Raw genomic sequence first — 19,741 nt, 5'->3', positions numbered from 1 at the left:
CCTATAAAAATAGGGGTGCAAAGCGTTCCTTTGCTCCCCCTACGGTTATCTCTATTTTACGGCTCCCATACTTAAGCCCTTCACCATAAACCGCTGAAAAATAAAAGCGACCATGATAACCGGAATAATCCCCACCGTAACCGCTGAAGAAATTTCGCCCCATAAAATGGCATGCCCCGTCATAAATCTTTGCCCCGCCACGGTAAATGTTGTTGCATGCAAATCCGAGAATACAAGGGAGAAAAAGTATTCGTTCCAGCAAGCGGCGAACGTTAATACCGCTACCGCAATGATACCTGGAGCTGTCATTGGAAAAATGACGCTCGTCATGATCTTAAAAGTAGAGGCTCCATCAAGCCCGGCAGCCTCATCAATTTCGTTCGGAAGTTCCCGTACGAATCCGCGAATAATCCAAATGGCGAGCGGCAGATTAAAACTTAAATAGATCAAAATGAGACCAAGCGGGGAGTCGACTAAACCGATAACACTAAACAACACATACGTAGGGATAATGAATACAGCCCCGGGCAGCATGCGTGTTGATAATAGCCAGAGCTCATACTTCTCGCCTCCGGTATTATGCCTAGCCATCGTGTAGGCCGCAGGAAATGCAATCATGATCGTAAGGATCGTACCAAAAACAGAAGTCAATATACTATTCTTCAAATAAAACCATACCGGGAAATTCGCATCCTGAAAAATTCGTTCATAATGCTCGATGATGGGTGCAAAGATCCACACGGGCGGTTGAGTGATGATTTGCTGGTTCGTCTTTAAAGAATTTAATAGTGTAAGTAGAATCGGGACATTGAAAACAAGGATAAAACCAGCTATGAGAACATATGCCCATCCATTCTTTCGTATCTCGTTCATGTTGTCTCCTTCTTGGCGGAAAGTGTGCGGCCCATCAATATTCGGAACATGATACGAACGGCCCACGATAGAAGCAGGAACAGAATAAAGGTGACGGCGCTCGCCTTGCCAAAATCTCCGCCTTGAAAAGCCGTTTGGTAAATATAAATGGATAAGGTCCCGAAGCCATCGGCTCCGCCTTTAATAATATAGAGATGGTCAAACGTTCTTATTAAATCCAGGGTACGAAAAATCATCGCTACAGCAAGTGCGGGACGTACCAATGGGAACGTAATCTTCCCAAACATTTGCCATGCGTTCGCTCCGTCGATCGTTGCCGCTTCATATACATCAGAGGGAACCGCTTGAAGGGCCGCGTAGACTAACAAAAAAATAAACGGCGTCCATTGCCACGTATCGATCAGAATAAGAACGATTTGTCCTAACACCCCTGTAAGGAGCGGATCTGAAATACCCAGCAGCGTTTGAATATAATAAGCTAAATTTCCCGTCAACGAATCAAAATGACCAAGATACATAATCCCCACCATCGCCGGAGCAATCATCATAGGGGTCAGGAGAAACGGGAACCAGAATTTCTTCCCGGCCGTACAACGATTAACAAGCAAAGCCAAGGCAAAGCCGAATACGGTTTCCAGCAATAAACAGCCTGCCAAATAAACGGCGCTGAAATTCAAGGTGCTCCAAAAATTCACATCCAGGAATAACCGGCTATAATTGTTCAGCCCGTTAAAGCGGGGTTCGTTAAAGTTATGAATGTTTACGTCCATAAGGCTAAAAAACAAATTAAAAACAAAAGGGTAGAACGTGACACCAAAAAGAATAACGGAAGCAGGTGCCAGCATGCTAATCCTTGCCAGTTTACTCATTTCATTTCACCCTGTTTCGTTTTCTCTAATTGAGTTTTCATATCTTTTTCCGCGCTGCTCAATGCTTCATCCACGGTTATGGCACCGCTCCAAGCAGCGTTTAACGCTTTATTCATGATGTTCGAGCTGATATAGGTCATTGGAAGGATGGGGGGTTCCGATTTTCCGTGCTTGTCTACCTCGTTTGCCAGGAAAGAATAGTAATCGCCATACACTTCTTTCACTTTATCGCTTTTAAATATAGATTGACGTGGAGTTGATCCCCCTCTTAGCGTGTATTCCAGACCCCCCTCTTTTCCAGAGAGGTAAGCGATAACTTGAAAAGCTTCACTTTTCTTCTTAGAGCTGGCATTGATGGCCAGTGTGATCGAATGAACATGGTAACTTCTCTTAATCGATCCGTCTTGTTGCTTGACGCCCGGAATTGGAGCATAACCGACTTTATCCGCTACCAACGGAGATTTATTTTTATTGGATAAATCAGCCCATGCCGCATTCCACTGCTGAATAAAGGCTACCTTCCCCGCTTGAAAAGCACCCAAAGTTTGCGGATACTCGTAGTTGGTATAGTCTGCCGGCACCCATTTATTTTTGACCAATTCGACGCCATACTGCGTCGCTTTCTGTCCAGCTTCATTGTTTATGCTTGGAGCGCCTTCTTTATCAAACAGCTCTCCACCGTATGCCCAGAATAGCTCTTCCCACATATGCATCGGTTCCGCAAACCCTGCCGCAGCGTATAACGTTGTACCGAATTGTGTCGGTGAATCCGAATTCGTGCTCTTGGAAAATTTCCTGGCCGCTTCCAACGCCTCGTCCCATGTTTGCGGAGGGACCGGAAGTAAATCTTTACGATAAAAGAGGACCGGTTCTGACATATCGACGGGAATGCCATATTGCTTCCCTTTATATTTCCCGGTATCCAGACCGGCTGTAATAAAGTCTTGGATGGCGAAATTCGAATCTTCAGCGATATAGCTATCTAAAGGTTCCAAGAAGCCCCCTTGTGCGTATTGGGGTACAAACCAGCTCATGGGATATACAATGTCGATAGTATCGTTTTTGGATAACAATTGACTTGTCAATTTGTCCGCGTACCCGTTCCTTCCGAGCAATGAAAGATTAATCTTAATCCCCGTTTCTTTCGTCTTCGTTTTATTCCAGGCATCAACAACGGGTCGCATAGCTTCACCTTCAGGACCTTCCCACATCTGAAGATTAACTACCGTTTCCTTTGCGGAATTATGTCCAGAAGATGCCGTTTCAGGCTGGGGGCTGCACCCCGTCAAACCTAAACTAACGAATAAAGCCGAAATCAATAGTTTTTTTGCTTTCAATTCAAATTCCCCCTGTAATGAGTTGGTTTCAAATCATTTCTTCCTTTATTTTTGTAAGCGATTTCATTTTTGTTAGATCGATACGCTGCTGCCCGAATTTAGCTACCGGTGTTCCCACGGTATTAAATTCGCAGCAGCAGCGATGATCCCTATCCTAAGAAATGACTATACGTTACCATGACTTCGAGCCCAGCAATTTTTCGCCTAATTCGGAAAGTACAGCCCGTTCGTATTTTACTTGTTCCCAGTTACGGGGATCTCCCGGAAACGCCATGCCGCTAGGCGGGATTCTGTCGCTCCAAGACAAGATTCTGGATTTTCTTAATGCTTCATTTTGCTCCTGTGCCGGGAACATCGATACGTACTGGGCGATACGCGGCTTCGTAGAATGATTTGGACGAATGCCATGTGCCAGCATGCTGTTGAAAATAAGCAGGTCCCCGGCCTTCGCCGTTATTTTCGTTGGGGTAAAGCCGGTTATATCAGGTTTATGCGGGTCTCTGTCCGCAGGTTGAGTCTTCACCCACTCATGAAAATCCCGATACAGCTCGGGAATACATTGGAACCCTCCCATTTCGGCATCCGTATCCACCAGTGACAATACACCTTGAACATTGACTGGAATCGGATTCAAGGAAGTATTAACATCCCAGTGTATGAAACCTTTATATTCATGACCGGGTTTTAACGGGAGGTTGAGATTACATCTGTCGATGCTGGCCCACAGGTGTTCGGTTCCCCAAATATCAACGAAAGCGTTATATACCCGTTCATACGAACGGTTATCCCACAAATACTGATGGTTATACAGCTCAACCATGCCCGTATTGGCCAGCTCCTTCATCTGAATTTCGCGGCGTGGAGCCGTATACCAGGTTTCCGGATCGTTTGGATTTTTTTCTTCGAATTCCCAAATCAGGTTAACCAGTCGGTCGATATTTTCTTGTGGAACGGCATTAGGAATAATAACGTAACCATTGTCTTTCCAGAACTTCCAATCGTCTTCGCTCAGCACTCGCAAAGGTTCATTATTCGGACGTTGATTCAATTTAAAATCAGTTTCAAGAATATTATTCACTACATTTTCCTTTTTCATTTTACTGTCCTCCTAAGAGAAATTAAGATCGCCGTGCCTTACAAAATGAAGCGTAATTGATGAAAACGTTCTCAGGTCAAGAAGTTTTTTTCGTTTATTTAATCGCATTAACAGTCAAGCAGGCTTAATTGTTTTGTTTGTCAGGTTGTTCAAATAGAGCATTTATTTGTGAAATGTGTTCCGTATGCAGCGAGAAATTCAAGTCAGCGCAGCTTTCAGAAATTTGCTCCGGTCTCCTCGCGCCGATGATGACGGACGGAACCATATCCCAACGCAAAGCCCAGGCAATGACAAGCTGGCTTATGGAACAGCCATAGCTTTCGGCGATGGGACGGAGCTGTTCAACGGCTGCGAGACTTTTAGCTAATTGTTCCTGCTTAAAAATCTCTTCTTCGCTTCTCCAGTCTCCCTTCTCAAAATGCGCTACCCCTTTAAATTTCCCTGTCAGGATTCCTCTGCCTAGTATTTTATAGGGCAGAATCGAGATCTGACCCTTAGAAGCGTATGGAATCACTTCATTCTCGGGCGACCTCTCCAACAGACTGTATTCAATTTGATTCGAAACAAGGGGCAAATACTTGCCCGCTTCTTTCATCTCTTCCACAGAAAAATTGGATACACCCACGTAGCGAACTTTACCTTGATCTACTAATCTGCTTAATGCTTCCATCGTTTCTTCAAGCGGCGTCTCAGGATCCGGCCAGTGAAGCTGGTACAGGTCAATTCTATCTGTTTGCAGCCTTTTTAAACTGTCCTCACAAGCTTGCCTAATATAATCCGCTCGCAGGTTTTTTCGAAGATTCCCCTGATTGTCCCACTGCATGCCTACTTTGGTGGCTATAATCACATCGTCTTTATGGTGTTTAAAAACTTTCCCCAATAAGGTTTCTGCATACCCGAACCCATACATATCAGCGGTGTCAAAAAAATTAACGCCCCTATCCCGAGCATGAAAGAGGGTATGCAGAGATTGTTGTTCATCTGCCGAACCCATACCATGCCCGGAGATCGGCCACGTTCCAAAGCCTATTTCAGAAACCTTTAGTTCGGTTTTGTTGATATAATTGTAGTTCATTTCCCCTAGACCCCTTTCAATATCGTTTTTTTCCATAAAATAACGTAAGGTATGAAATGCTTTTCAGGTCAAGTTTCTTTTAAAACAAAGAACAGCAGTCCAGAACAATAAAAATCAGTTCCAGACTGCCGCTTGCTTTATTTTATTGAACGATTACCGTACAGCACATAATCGTTACAGCCTTTTTCCTATGCGCTAGGCATGCCTTACAGCTCCGCTTCGTACTTCTGTTCGCCTAAAGCCGGACATCGATGGGGAAGACAAAACTCCAACAGCGTTTTGCCCGTTATACAATTCTTTGTAATAACCGTTCAGCTCCATCAAATGCTTGTGATTGCCGCTTTCGACAATGCTCCCGTTTTTAACAACAAAAATCGTATCGGCTTCAAGCACCGTTGAGAGCCTGTGTGCGATCATAATGATCGTTTTTTCACGACCTATTTGATAAATCGATTTCTGGACGAGCTTTTCACTTTCATTATCGAGTGCGCTGGTTGCTTCGTCTAATAGAATCAGGGCCGGATCCTTTAAAAAGACGCGAGCGAGTGCAAGCCGCTGCTTCTGTCCACCGGAAAGCTTAATGCCTCTTTCGCCGATTTCGGTATCATACCCGTTGGGTAAGGCACAAATAAAATCGTGAGCGAAGGCTTTCTTCGCTGCGGCAATCACCTCTTCATCTGCAGCGTCGAGCCTCGCCATTCGAATATTGTCTTTCACCGAAGAGCTATATAAAAAGTTATCCTGTGTAACGATCCCCATCTGATTCCTTAGACTGGAGATCGAATAGTCCTTGATGTTAACGCCGTCGATAAGAATTTCTCCGCCGTCTGCATCGTACATCCGGGTCAAAAGCTGTAAAATCGTACTTTTGCCGCCTCCGCTCTCGCCGACAAATGCGTAGGTCTTCCCTTTTTGAAGCGTGAAAGACAAGTCCTTGATCACCTTATCCTCATTATTGTAGGAGAAAGAAACCTGATGGAATGTAATGGAGTCCGTAAACTCTTTTAATTCATAAGGACGATCTTTTTCTTTGATGGTGACGGGAGTGTGTAAAAATTCGAACATTCTTTGCAGAGCAACGCTTCCTTCCGTGATCGCAGGAAAAGCTTGAACCAAGGCCGTGACGGGGCTTCTCATTCGATCTACATAGGCAAAGAAGGCAATTAAAGTTCCAAGGGTCAAACCGCCGTCTATGACGTATAAGCTGCCGACCAGCACAACAATAAACGGAGTCACATCGCTTAGAACGTTAACCGAAGCTAAGGATATCGCATTCATTCTGGCTTGATGATCCGTAAGACGTTCATAATGAATCAAGTGTTGATCGAGTTCTTCTTTATCCTTTCTTTCGGCTGAGAACAGCTTGGACCAAAAGGCTCCCTGGATTTTTTCAAATATAAATCCACTGAGAATTGAGCGATAGCTCATCATCTGGCGCGTAGTGGTTTTTAACCGCCTGGAAAGGAGGTGAGCGAGCGCAAATTGAATCCCGACCAGCAGAACGGCAAGCAAGGTTAACTTCACGTTCAAGGTAAGCATCACGCTGACGACGAAACCCAGCACAACCGTTTCGATCCAGATGTTGGAGAAGACAGCGGTCATGAACCCTCTTATTTTTTCGATATCGTCGAAGAGACGCGACCCGACTTCCCCGCTTTTATTCTCTGTAAAATACTTCGTATCCAGGGAATGAATTTTATGAAAAGCATCGGTACGCAGCGCCTTGATGATATTGTTATTGGCTTTATGACGTATTCCATCGGCCCGCGAATTAGGAAGAATACAACAAGCATAATAGCGGCAATGAGAAGCAATTGTTGTATCTTTGCTGCATAGGACAACGTTTCGTTCTGAAGTAATTCATCAAATAAATATTTAATAACCAAAGGTACGCAGAGCGGGATCAGAAACCGGAATAAACTGCCGACAAATCCTAATATATAAAGCTTCTTTTGTTTGCTGACATAGGGTAAAAAGTGGTTGAAGCTGCTCAAATGAATAACCCCCTCTACGGAATAAATTTACTCCCAACTCTTCGGTTCCTATAAATCTCCAACAGGTAAACAGCGAAGGTGAATACCAGCATCGTCAGGAAAACGGCTGTGGATATACCCACTATGCGCTTAAGTTCTTCGTTTCCTGTAAGCTCCAGGCAAACGGCCGCACAAAAACATAAGAGTAACCCGATCTGGCTGACAATCCCCATCCAATCCAATATTTGATCTCGCTTCATGGTCCCGCTCCTTATTCAAGTAGTTCTGTTGCGTATTTTTTCGTTAACACGATGCTGTTCCTATAAACATCTTATCGTGAAAGGAGACCGTGCAACGCGCAAACAATGACCAAGGCAGCGCAAAAGATTGCGGTCTGCACGCAAATGTTGAGGAACCGGCTCTGCAAAAAAATCCCCTCCGGCAGCAGCTTTGGAAAGCCGTGTGCCCGGAGGGGAAAACAGATACCTATCAAGTCCGTCGCCTAAGGCTCGCTTGCAGCGATTCAGCCATGCGGCATGGAGACTTTTTAACTTAGCGTCTTGCTGCGATGAGCACAGCACGGTAGCTTTCGCTTCAGAATGAATCGTCTGTCCATATAAACCGCGGCCAGAACAGCTACGGCTAAGGTTAGAAGCAGCGCTCCATAAGTTTCAATAGGGAACGGGTTGCCTTCAAGACGGAAATCGTCAGCCCGAAACTCAAGTCGTTTCACCGCATGTTTAGCGGTTAGAAGGTCCTCTTGCTTCGCTAAATCTTCGAGCTGAACCTCGAACAAAAATCGATTCGGGGAATCGGCATGAACGAACTGGAGTTCCATGGCATTGCCCCTTTCGTTCCAGCTTTTGATTTCCTCCGTTGCCCGTAATTTTGCCTCGGTGCCCGGAACGATCATTTTATCCAATTTCGGGAGATTGGACATCGTATGTCTGGCGATCACGTTCAAACCGTGTTTCGTCACAAGCGGCTGATCCGTTCTTGACACGGACAGAACTCTAGTCGTTCCGGAGTCGGAATAAATATCAAATACGGAAGCCACCGCCATTTCCCCCACACCGTCATACAGCAGCACGCCTGCCTTTGTCTTGTTCCACTGGAAAGCATTATTCAATACATAGGTTGCATAGCGGTAATCGAGATAAAATGGCTCTATTTTCGGGTTTTGAAGGAAGTGGTAAGAAGGATAATTCATTTCCTTCGCTACTTTTGCCGCCATCGGTTCGCCCAGCTTTTGTGAAATGACATAGAGAACGGCATCGATCCCTGACGATATGCCTGCCGAGGATATCATCTTATCGCCATTCGTCACATAACGCTGATCCCATTGCCAGTTTACTTCAGGATATTTCTTGGTAAGGATCCACTTCGTTTGCCAATGCGATGCTGCAATCTTCCCATTCAATAATCCGGTAGCGGCCAGATTGTCCGATCCGGCGCATATGCTTAACAGCGTAGTTTCCTTGTGCTTTAGTATCCATTCACGGACAGGTTCATATTTCTTCGGGTCCCCCATCGTCATGAAAGGGATCGCGATAATGTCGGCGCTTCTTCCCAGCAGTTCATCCAGCTCTTGAAAAGAGTAGTGCGGCACCACATCCAATCCGCCTGTCAGTGTCTTCACCTGATTGTCCGCAGCAACGGCATACACATTGTATGCGCCGGTCATCGAGAACATTTGGTACGGAATCGTGAAATCCAAGCCCTCCGTATTTTCATTCCCCAGCAAAACGGCAACCGTAGGTTTATTGGGATCATGTTCGGGTTTCTGCATTCCTTGCAGAGAAGGAACGGGTTCCTTGCGAACCGAGCCCCAGAACGCTTTCTGAGAACCCAAATATCCGAACGCGGCGACCCCGCCCACAAACACAGCGATCATACTTAGATAAACTCCGACTCGTAATAAAAACTTCAACATCCGGACCATCTCCTTCATGTTCCTTTTAAGATTCAAGATTTCATCGCAAATGATATCCCTTTCAATCATTCCCTAGATGCCGCGGACCTGCCCCTCGATCCGGTTCAATCGGGAGACGAGCGTCTTTGACGTTTCGTCCATTCATTCCACCCTGACGACAAAAGGTACTGTAATCAATTGGCCGTTCCGCTGGAATTGGGCCCATATTTTATAAATCCCGGCACCTGGGAAGCTGGTGACAAACCGTGCCTCCGGACCCTTCGCTTTCTCATCGACCGGGTGAACGTGCAGGTATTGCTCCGTGTCCTCGCTCAGTATGACCACATGGCCGACAGCGCCCAAATAGGGTTCCAAATCGGTTATAGGCTCCTGTGTATTCGCATCGGCAAGCTTGAAAGCCAATTCAACCTCCCCGCCGGTTTGCGGGTGATCGTTCTCAAGCGTTACCTGCACACCATCCTCAACCTTCGAATGCTCGCGATCGGGCTTAAGCGGTACGTTATTGGCGGAAGCCCCCTCTACCTTGATCCATTCCGTTCGGGTCGTCTTCCCCCCGCCGGCGGGAACATAGTCGGCTATAAGCTTGTAATCGCCGCCGGCAGGGAAAGTGGTCGCGATCTCGAACTCGCCGCTGCCCTTATACTCGGGATGAATATGATCGAAGTATGACAAATCTTTGCTGACGACGATCAAATGCAGCAGCTTCTCATGGTTGATCTCAAAATTTTGAACCGGTTCCTTCTTTTCGTCCTGTATGTGAATCCGCACCGTTGTTCTTTCCCCGGCCCGGGCATTCTCAGTAGACCACACCGCATCTGTTGCCATTGAAGCCTTACCGTCCTTATCGTTACCATGGCCATGCGAATCCTGCTTCTTTTCCTCCGTTGCCGCTTGATCGGCCTTCGGAGCGTTCTCTTGCTTCCCGAATCCATAACCTGCAAAGAACGACATGCCGACAAGCAAGATAACCAATACGAATTGCATCCTACCGTTCATACCTCTGTCTCCGTCCTTCACCGTTTTTTCCGCATCCTGCAATCGAAGGGCATTCAGTACGACGGACACCGAACTCAGCGCCATAGCCGTTCCGGCCAGCCATGGTTCGAGATAACCAAATGCCGCAATCGGTATGCCGATCACATTGTACGCAAGCGCCCAGAATAAATTTTGCCTAATATTGACCATCGTGTTCCTGCTCATGGAGATCGCGTCCGGAATGCTGTTCAGATCTCCGCGCATCAACGTCACGTCTGCCGACTCCATCGCTACGTCCGTTCCCGTTCCGATGGCCATACCGATATCCGCCGTCGCCAGCGCGGGAGCATCGTTGATCCCGTCTCCGACCATGGCTACTTTCTTGCCGGCCGCTTGCAGCTTCTTCACTTCGCTGGCTTTGCCTTCCGGAAGCACTCCAGCCAGAACTTGATCGATTCCGACCTGGCTTGCAATCGCCTTGGCCGTACGTTCATTATCACCGGTGATCATCACGACTTCGAGGCCAAGCTGCTTCATGCGAGCCACTGCTGATCTGGAGGTTTCCTTGACCGTATCCGCTACGGCCACGAGTCCGGCATATTTTCCGTCAACGGCAATAAGCATGGCGGTTTTTCCTTCGGATTCCAATCCGTTCATTTCCTCATAGGCATGCTCTACATTCACGCCGTGCTGCTCCATCAACTTCCGGGTCCCGATCAGCATTCCCTTACCCTCGACGATCGCCTTGATCCCGTAGCCCGGGATCGCCTGGAACGATTCGGCCCGCGGGATGGAAATGCCTTTCTTACGAATGCCTGCTACGATGGCCTCCGCAAGAGGGTGTTCAGAATTTTTTTCGGCTGCGCCAACCCAAGAGAGCAGCTGCGTTTCATGGAAGGCCCCCTCCACCCGAATATCCGTCAGTTCCGGTTTTCCTTTGGTTACCGTCCCGGTTTTGTCTAATACAATGGTCGAGACCGAGTAGGTATTCTCCAGGTGCTCCCCGCCTTTAAACAATATGCCGAGCTCGGCCGCACGCCCGGAGCCTGCCATAATCGATGTCGGTGTCGCAAGCCCTAATGCGCAAGGGCATGCAATGACGAGAACGGCGATCGCATTCTCCAGCGCTCCGGCGATATCCCCAGGCTCCAGGAAATACCATGCGAGGAAGGTTACCGCGGCGATACAAACGACGATCGGTACAAAGATCCCTGAAATCACATCCGCAACTCGCTGAATCGGCGCCTTGGAGCCTTGCGCTTCTTCCACGACTTTAATGATTTGGGCAAGCGCCGTCTCTTTCCCGACTTTGGTGGCCCGCACCCTTAGTACGCCGTCCTTGTTCAGTGTCGCCCCGAACACAGGGTCGCCGGTTCGCTTGCCGACCGGCAAACTTTCACCGGTCAGCATGGATTCGTCGACGGCGGCTTCCCCTTCTACGACGATGCCGTCCACCGGCACTTTCTCGCCGGGTTTTACGAGGAACATATCCCCTACGACTACGCTCTCTACCGGCATGCGAATTTCTTCGCCGCCGCGAATGACGAGGGCCGTCTTCGCTTGCAGCCCCATCAATGATTGTATGGCTTCCGATGAACGGCCTTTGGCCAGATGCTCAAACAGCTTGCCGAGCAGGATCAACGTAATCAGTACGGCGCTCGTTTCGTAGTATAGCTCTGACGGTTTGTCGCCGATTGTGACGTACAAGCTGTAAAAATACGCCGTCGATGTTCCTAACGCCACGAGCACATCCATGTTAGCGCCGCCGTTACGCAGCGCCTTGAATGCCCCGATATAGAACCTTCCTCCAATTAAGAACTGAATCGGGGTAGCCAGAGCGAATTGAAACCATGGATCCATGAAACGATCCGGAACCCAAATCCAGGACGTGAAAGAGAAATGCCCCACCATCGCCCACAATAAGGGAAGAGTCAAGAGTACAGAAAAAAGGAGTATCCATTGTTGACGTCGAATTTCTTGCCGCCGGCGATCCTTGTCGCTCTTCAATTCGGATCGGAGCTCCGCCCGGTACCCCAATTGTTCAATTTTCTTGATGATCTCGGCGGCAGTAACCGTCGACGGAGCGTATTCTACATGCGCCGTTTCCATGGCAAGATTGACTGTCGCTTTGACGCCTTGCATTTTATTAAGCCCTTTTTCTATGCGGGCAGCACACGCGGCGCATGTCATTCCTGATATCGCAAGCGTTCGGCTCTCACTCATATTTCATCCTCCGCTCTTTACGATGTAACGGCAGTCCGAACGATGCTCTCGCGGCTGCCGGACAGCGGCCTCTTACGGCACTTTCACGACAAAGGATACCGTAAACACTTGATTGTCCCTTTGAAATTGCCCCCATACCTTATAGACCCCGCTCCGCGGAAACGTCGTCTCGAAGTAAGCATCCGGTCCCGTTGCCTGCCCTTCATCGGCATGGACATGTACATACCGCTCGCCGTCCTCCGACAAGATCACGACATGCCCGATCGCCCCTAAATAGGGCTCAAGGTCGGTAATCGGCTGATTCGTTTGTTCATCCGCGAGAGTAAAGGTAAGCTTCGACTCTTTTTTAGGTTCCAGTTGGTCAATGGATAAGGTTACCCGTTTCCCGTCGACGATTTTCTCCAAACTCGCATCCGGCACGACCGGTACCGGTTCGGCACGCTTCCCTTCGATCCGAACCCATTCCATTTTCGTCATCGAATCGCCGCCGGCAGGCTTAAAATCGGCAATCAGACGATATTCCCCGCCCGCGGGGAAGTCATTCTCGATCTCGAATACCCCGTCGCCTTTGTACTCGGGATGAATGTGATTGAAATAAGCTAAATCTTTGCCGATCACGATCAGATGCAGCAGCTTCTCGTGATTGAGCTCGAATTTGTCGATCCGCTCGCCGTCGTCCTTCTTGATTTCGATCCGAATCAGCGTCCCTTTCCCGGCCTCGGAAGCTTTCCCGTCGTCAAGGGTCCATACCGCTTTGACGTTGTCTGCCATTATTCGATTGCTTGCAACGGACACGTTCTCGTTCTCCCATGACGGTTCCGGCCCGCAAGCCGTAAGCAGTACAGACATTAATAATAGGAGCAGGATGCGTTTACTCATATCGAAGCGCCTCGCTTAAGCTGGTTTTTGCGGCTCTGGATGCCGGTGTGAAACTGGATATCAAACTAATGAAGATCCCGAACAAGCCGATGATGAGCAGGATGGTCCCGGAAACTCCGAATTGATAGGTTAATGAATGGATTTCCAGGAACGTTGAAGTGATGAATATCAGCAGAATTCCAAATGCGCAGCCGATCACCGTAGCGGCCAGCCCGATGCCGAAACCCTCCAATAAAACCATGCGGATCAATTGGCCGCGCATTACCCCAACCGCGCGCATCATGGCCAGTTCCCGAACACGCTCCATAATGTTCATCATCAGCGTATTCGTGATGCCGATTCCCGAGATCAAGATCGACAGAATCACAAGGAAGTTGATGACGCTGAATGAACCGGTATAGGTTGCGCCAATTACCGACACCCAGTCTTCCGGTCCGAACATTTCCTCGATCCTTACCCCGAATTGGTTGAAAATATTTTCCCTTAATTGCAGCGGCGTGATGTTCTCGTCCTTAAGAACAAGGGCATTTCTTTCATATTTGAGCCCGAAGCGGTCCCGGAAGCGGTCTTCGCTCACAAACGCTCCATAACCGCTATTCTTCATCGTCTCGACAACCGCAACCACTTTGAAGGATACCGGGCCTTGAAGCGTCTCCAGCGAGATGCTCTCTCCGATTTGGCCGCCCCATATCCCGTAAGAAATCTTATCCATAATGATCTCATCTTTATCCAGATCGTTGATGAGCCCGCTGTGCGATGTCCCCGAAACCGCGAACAGCGGGAAACGATCGATCCACTCCGCCCCGACGCCGTAAACAGGGAGTTTGCGTTTTTGGCCCTGCAGATTCCAGATAACGGATTGCAAAGGGTAGGTTACCGCATCAGCCACGCCTTCGGTCTTCTTTAACGACTCCAAATCCGTCTGTTCGATGTGATGAAACATAATATCCAGATTTCCGCCGTAGGAAGAATAAATGACTCTTTCGTAAGTCTGGATGAGGGCGGAGTTCAATGAGCTCATCAAGAGAATCATCGCGATCCCCAAACAAAGGATCACCGAGGTCATCGACGTACGACCCAGATTCCGGGTAAGATTGCGCGTCGCCACTTCGCCGCTAAACCCGAACAGGAGACGATAGACCGGCCTTAACAAGACAATGAACATTCGGAACAGGTAGGGGAAGACTAGCGCAACGCCGATCAACAATGGCAGGATCAGAAGCAAATGCTTGATAAAAAAGCTCGACAGAATCAGAAGCACGCCGATGATGCCTTGCCATTTATTGAGGGAAGCCTTCTCCGACCGATTTTCCTTTAACACCGCGATGACGCTCACTCGACCGGCTTGGCGGATCGGGTACAGGGAGGCGGCAATCGGCACCAACACGCCCGCAATGATGGATATAACAAACCCCTTTGAGAGCTCCATGCTTCCTTCGTCATGGACATTGAACAACATAAAGATGATGTTCTTTAAAAGATATGCGAGTCCATACCCGATGAACAAACCTGCCGCTGTTCCAATCAAGGAAAGCAGGAGCACCTCGAACAGAACAAAAGCTCGCAGCTGCTCGGGCGTATATCCAATCGTCTTCAGCGCGGCAAACTCTTTCTTTCGCTCATTAATGCTCACGTACAGGGAATTGAATATGACAAAGGCGCTTAATGCAATTCCAAGGCATCCGGCGATATATAACGCGAGAAAGAACGTATCCGCATCTTTGAATTGGGAATTGAAATCGATGACGACAGGCTGCATATAGATATTCTCGTAGCGCTTTGCCAGTTCATCGATCTTCTGCTGCACGGCCATAACATCGGGTCCGGGGAGGGACATAATTTGTACGCTCTCGATCTTTCCGGACAATCCGAACCAATCCTGCAGGACGGGGAGCGGGACGGCTACCGACCATGGATGATACTTGGCCATCGTCCAACTGGATGGTCCCATCAATTCAGCCGTATACTTGACGATGGCGGATATTTCGATCTTCCTGATTCCCTTGTCTGTTTCCAGAGAAATCGTATCGCCCACATCGGCTTTCCACACCTTCGCCGTTCGATCCGTGATGATGGCGCCGCCTGCAACCAAGCTTCCCTTGATCGTTTTAAAATTCGTAAGCGGTGTGTCCAAATGGCTGTATCCGCTCAGATCGACTCTTTTTTGAATAGCGGTTATTCCCTCTTCTTCTAAATACAGCTTTGTATTTTGTTTGAGTACGGCGACCGAAGCCGTGTCCCCAAGTTTCTGAACTTCTCTAAACACTTCTTCCGAGAAATAAGCTTCGGTCCCGAAAATCGAATAGTCCGCTTTGCCGAAGGCCGCTTTCAGGTAGAGGGGAAACGCCTTCTTCGCGGAATCGACGGAGGCGATGACCCCGAACGTAGAAGCGACCCCGATGACAATCGACATGACCGTCAACAGCGTTCGAAGCTTTCGGCGCATTAAATTACGCCATGCAATTTGCCAGAGATTCAATGAAATTCCGCCCCTTCCCATTCGCCTTGGACCACTTCTCCGTCCCGGAGCATGATGACCCGGTCCGCCGTTTTCGCTGCATGCCGGTCGTGTGTGACCATGACAACGGTAATCCGCTCTTCTTTACTCAATCGGGACAGCAGCTGCAGCACATCCTGACCGTTTTTCCGATCTAAATTCCCCGTAGGTTCGTCCGCCAGGATCAGGCCCGGCTTCATCGCAAGCGCTCTTGCGATCGCCACGCGCTGCTGCTGTCCGCCGCTCAGCTGTGATGGAAAGTTCGATGCTTTCCCTTCTAAATTGACCTCGCGGATCAAACGGTTGACGATCGAATCGATTTCCGCTTTCGGCGTTTTATTCGCCGCTAGAGAGAGCGCGATATTCTCCGCGACAGTCATCATGGGAAGCAGCTGGTAGTTTTGAAATACGAAGCCCACTTTCGTCCGGCGAAACAAGGTTCTATCTTTCTCGTTCAACTGATCCAGCCTGACCCCATCGACAGTGATGGTGCCGGAGGTCGGAAGGTCCAGGCCTCCGATCAATTGCAGCAGTGTACTCTTACCCGAGCCGCTGGGACCCATGATGGCAATAAATTCCCCTTTCTTAATGTGAATATCATTCTGCTTTAAAGCTGTGAAGCTGCCCGATTCCAAAGTAAACACTTTGGACACTTTCTCTAGTTTGATCATCGTTTGTCGTCCTCCTAATGGTCTGAGAATGAGTACCCTTGCTTGGTATGAGACCATCATAATACAGGTAATGAATGGCCAACGCGCAAACGATGCAAGCATCCCCGCAAAATTTTGCGGATTCCGCGCAAAACATGAGCCCTCTTTTCCACAAAACAAAAGACCGGTCTTTGACCGGCCTTCAATCATCGTTCGTATAAAATTAGTATAAATCCTCTGTTGGAAGAATCCCCAAACTTTTTGCCTTCTTAATGACCTCCACGCGCGAGCTGGCATGCAGCTTTTGGAAAAGCTCCGTCAAACTATATTCCAATGAGCGCTGGCTGATCATCAACGTTTTGGATATCTCTTTGTTGCTCTTGCCTTTAGCCAATTCCCGAAGCAGCTTATCTTCTTCTTGGGTGATCGTGGTTTCATCATGACCCGTCTCCCCTTGCACAATAATCTCCTGACGCCTCAGCTGCTTAAGCAGCTGCATAGGGACAATGGCCTCTTTCCTTGCCGCGCAGCGAATGGCTTGGATGAGCTGTTCCCGGGTGGATGTTTTGGCAATGAAACCGGAAACGCCTGATTCCATGAGCAAATTGAAGTGCGGAGCGATTTCAAAGCCTGAATAAATGAGGATGACGGCATCAGGAACATACTCCAGAACTTTACGCGTCAAATCGGCGCCGTTCATATTCGGCATGTATAAATCGAACAGCATCACATCAAATTTTTTGAGACGAACCAAGTCAGGCACGCCATACACATCGGTTTCAATCGTGACATTCATGTTCGGCTCGGACTCGATCAGCATTTTCGTTCCCTCAACAACCGAACGATGATCGTCAACCAATAAGATCTCCATATCGTTCACCTTTAAGCTAAATTTTTGGAAAATGAATCGTTACGTGAAAACCTTGCTGCGGGGCTGACTGAAATTCCACTTTCCCTTCCAAGCTAAGCACCCTTTTTTCTATCCCGGCAATCCCCATATGCTGAAATGAGCCCTCGAAAGCGGATAAATCCATCCCGACCCCATCATCGGAATAAGAAAAATGAACATGATCTGCACGGCTGATCAGCGACATCGTTATCTTATTGGCCTTGGAGTGTTTGGAAGCATTGTTCAGTAATTCCTGAACGATTCGGTACATTCCGAGAATTTGCTCCTCGTTCAGTGAAACATTCAACGGATCAGCCGTGAATTCAATCTCATAATTGGAGAACATCCTCGTATACTCAAAGAGACTTTTTAACGATTCGACCAGTCCCATCTTTAGCAGGAACGGCGGCCGCAGCTCGTTGCAAGTAATTCGGATCTGATGAATGGCATCTAATAGACCCTCTTCAATCTGCATCAACTCACGATGTACTTCCTTCTCGAAGGCTCCGGTAGAACGTAACGATTCCAGCCTGCGATACCAAATAATTAAATCCTGAAGCACCGAATCGTGCAAGTCGCTGGATAGCGAGGATCGTTCTTTTTCCGATAGTTTAAATAACAGTCTAAGCATCCATTTAGGTGTTTCGTTGGTCGTTACCAAGTCCTCAAGCCGCTTCATGAGGTCTTCAATCAAGTGAAGGTTATCGTAAAGGATGGTGACATAGTGAACAGCCGTCTCAAGCCATTCTTCCTCAATCCTAAGCAAGGGATGCTCCATTGCGATTCGTAAATAGACCGGCTGTTGCTTCTCGCCGATTTTAATCCAGGCATCATGCGGACTCATGATGGCAGCTTCCTGCCCCCTCGGCACTTCCTCGATGGAAACAGCAGTGACTTGCAGCACTGTCCTTACCTCATCGATGAGCCGATTCTCTAGCTCGGATACTTTCATGACGTTGGCCAGATCATTCGAGAGCCCATTTAAGCTTTGCTGGAGGAATTTATACCTTTCCTCCCTTTTGATTAACTCCCTCTCCTCTGTTTTTCGCTTCGTAATATCCTTTACAATACCATGAATACCATTTAAGTTCCCCGAAAGGAAGATAGGCACGAACGTGATACTTACAATTTTCTCACCTTGCTTCGCGTTATGGAGGCGGCATTCAATATCCCTGGGCATCCCCTGCTGCATCACCTCGAGAAGCGTTTCGTATACCAGCGGATGGTCTTCATCAAAAATCATTCCCATAAAGCAACGATCTGTCAGCTGGGATAACTCCATGCCGGTAATCAGTTCGAAAGCACGGTTGGCATTGACAAAATAAAATCGGTTCAGCTCAATAGAAAAGACCCCGTCCAAATTGTTTTCGAATAAAGACTTATACCTTTGTTCGCTCTCTTCCAATGCCAGCTCCGAACGCATTTTTTCAGTAATATCCAGAATGATACCGTCCAACCGTTCTACTGCTCCCGTATGGTCCAGCCAAGGATGGATGATCAGTCTTCCCCACCTCGTTTCTCCCTCCACATGGATGAATCGAAACGCTTGGCGAACCGGCAACCCCATATCCAGCTTCCTTTTCACTTCTCCCATTAGAACAGCATTATCCGCGGGGTGAATATGATCATGTAAACGAATCGGATTATCGATGAATTCACTCCTCGGTATTCCGGAAATCTTCTCCATACTTTCGGAACAGAACGTATAGCGGGTAAAATCTTTATCGGTTGACCAAACCGCAGCGTTTACATTATCCAGTATGTTCTCCAGCAGCTGCTCCGTCTTTTTACGCTCCGAGACATCCCTTGCAACAGCGACAACATACTTGACATCACCTTTGCCGTCCAACACGGGCTTTACCCGGGCTTCTATGTGTATCGTATGGCCCTCCGCATGTATGACCCGGTACTCCAAATTCACCGGCTGTTTCGATTGTAGAACATTCCAATAGTTGAATCGCACACGGTCGCGGTCTTCCGGATGAATAATATCGAACGCATCCATCCCTTCATATTCATCATTGTTGTAACCGGATAACGAGGTCATGGATGGGGACACGTAACGAACAATGGCTTGATTGTCGACCAGAACAATCGTATCCGATGTATTCTCCGCAATAATCCGGTATCTTTCTTCCCGTTCCTCCGCCTCGAACTCCATCCGCTCTCCTCCCCTTGCCTCTTTTAATAAGACCGTGTAGGCAATCGGGAGATTGTCATCATTCAAAATAGGTGTCACAATGACATTCGGGTTTATTCCAGTCCCATCAGGGTGGATGATGTTGTTATGGTACATTGGCGCATCGGAAAAGCCAAACCTGTTCTCAAAAACCTGATTGCCCCAAAGGACACGATCTTCAAGATCAATAATATAGATGGGATCCGGCAAGTTCAGCAGCAATTGCTGAGCCCCCCTGATTACGTCCTGATATTTTCCCATGGTTACTTTCTCCTTATTAACCGCTGTCATAA

General features: G+C 48.1%; 13 protein-coding genes and 2 pseudogenes. All 15 read right to left on the bottom strand.

Going from position 1 to position 19,741, the window contains the following annotated elements:
- Positions 1 to 51: 51 nt before the first annotated feature.
- Complete coding sequence (locus tag FKP33_RS05295; RefSeq protein WP_141334091.1) at positions 52 to 939, bottom strand: carbohydrate ABC transporter permease; 888 nt, start codon at positions 937 to 939, stop codon at positions 52 to 54.
- Positions 870 to 1,742 carry a carbohydrate ABC transporter permease gene (locus tag FKP33_RS05290; protein ID WP_127606648.1) on the bottom strand — a complete coding sequence of 291 codons (873 nt, stop codon included), beginning with the start codon at positions 1,740 to 1,742 and terminating at the stop codon, positions 870 to 872. Before FKP33_RS05290 ends, FKP33_RS05295 begins: the two co-directional genes overlap by 70 nt.
- Positions 1,739 to 3,079 carry an ABC transporter substrate-binding protein gene (locus tag FKP33_RS05285; protein ID WP_127606646.1) on the bottom strand — a complete coding sequence of 447 codons (1,341 nt, stop codon included), beginning with the start codon at positions 3,077 to 3,079 and terminating at the stop codon, positions 1,739 to 1,741. The genes FKP33_RS05290 and FKP33_RS05285 overlap by 4 nt, the downstream gene beginning before the upstream one ends.
- 172 nt (positions 3,080 to 3,251) lie before the next feature.
- Complete coding sequence (locus tag FKP33_RS05280) at positions 3,252 to 4,175, bottom strand: phytanoyl-CoA dioxygenase family protein (protein WP_127606644.1); 924 nt, start codon at positions 4,173 to 4,175, stop codon at positions 3,252 to 3,254.
- A gap of 124 nt (positions 4,176 to 4,299) precedes the next feature.
- Positions 4,300 to 5,250 (bottom strand): aldo/keto reductase, encoded by a 951-nt coding sequence (locus FKP33_RS05275; RefSeq protein WP_164751772.1) that lies wholly within the window; start codon positions 5,248 to 5,250, stop codon positions 4,300 to 4,302.
- A gap of 195 nt (positions 5,251 to 5,445) precedes the next feature.
- The gene (locus FKP33_RS05270) at positions 5,446 to 6,936 is read right to left on the bottom strand and encodes an ABC transporter ATP-binding protein (RefSeq protein ID WP_258313381.1); all 1,491 of its coding nucleotides are present in this window, start codon (positions 6,934 to 6,936) and stop codon (positions 5,446 to 5,448) included.
- Complete coding sequence (locus FKP33_RS27600; protein ID WP_258313378.1) at positions 6,861 to 7,244, bottom strand: 6TM ABC transporter family protein; 384 nt, start codon at positions 7,242 to 7,244, stop codon at positions 6,861 to 6,863. The genes FKP33_RS05270 and FKP33_RS27600 overlap by 76 nt, the downstream gene beginning before the upstream one ends.
- A 526-nt stretch (positions 7,245 to 7,770) precedes the next feature.
- The gene (locus FKP33_RS05265; RefSeq protein WP_127606638.1) at positions 7,771 to 9,156 is read right to left on the bottom strand and encodes a DJ-1/PfpI family protein; all 1,386 of its coding nucleotides are present in this window, start codon (positions 9,154 to 9,156) and stop codon (positions 7,771 to 7,773) included.
- Between the two features lie 75 nt (positions 9,157 to 9,231).
- A pseudogene (locus FKP33_RS05260) lies at positions 9,232 to 9,294 on the bottom strand (metal-sensing transcriptional repressor); the annotation flags it as partial.
- An 894-nt stretch (positions 9,295 to 10,188) separates the two neighbouring features.
- A pseudogene (locus tag FKP33_RS05255) lies at positions 10,189 to 12,354 on the bottom strand (heavy metal translocating P-type ATPase); the annotation flags it as partial.
- Positions 12,355 to 12,426: 72 nt separating this feature from the next.
- Positions 12,427 to 13,233, bottom strand: a complete 807-nt coding sequence (locus FKP33_RS05250; RefSeq protein WP_127606634.1) for a hypothetical protein — start codon at positions 13,231 to 13,233, stop codon at positions 12,427 to 12,429.
- Positions 13,226 to 15,712, bottom strand: a complete 2,487-nt coding sequence (locus FKP33_RS05245) for an FtsX-like permease family protein (RefSeq protein WP_141334089.1) — start codon at positions 15,710 to 15,712, stop codon at positions 13,226 to 13,228. Before FKP33_RS05245 ends, FKP33_RS05250 begins: the two co-directional genes overlap by 8 nt.
- Positions 15,709 to 16,401, bottom strand: coding sequence for an ABC transporter ATP-binding protein (locus tag FKP33_RS05240; RefSeq protein ID WP_054795715.1), 693 nt, complete (start codon positions 16,399 to 16,401; stop codon positions 15,709 to 15,711). The genes FKP33_RS05245 and FKP33_RS05240 overlap by 4 nt, the downstream gene beginning before the upstream one ends.
- A gap of 202 nt (positions 16,402 to 16,603) precedes the next feature.
- Complete coding sequence (locus FKP33_RS05235; RefSeq protein ID WP_141334088.1) at positions 16,604 to 17,251, bottom strand: response regulator transcription factor; 648 nt, start codon at positions 17,249 to 17,251, stop codon at positions 16,604 to 16,606.
- A 16-nt stretch (positions 17,252 to 17,267) separates the two neighbouring features.
- Entirely contained in the window at positions 17,268 to 19,709 is a 2,442-nt protein-coding gene (locus tag FKP33_RS05230) for a sensor histidine kinase (RefSeq protein WP_141334087.1), read from the bottom strand.
- Between the last annotated feature and the right edge of the window lie 32 nt (positions 19,710 to 19,741).

It is taken from the genome of Paenibacillus sp. tmac-D7, assembly GCF_006519665.1.
In the GTDB taxonomy this organism is placed as follows: domain Bacteria; phylum Bacillota; class Bacilli; order Paenibacillales; family NBRC-103111; genus Paenibacillus_G; species Paenibacillus_G validus.
This window is presented reverse-complemented; position numbering and strand designations above follow the sequence as displayed.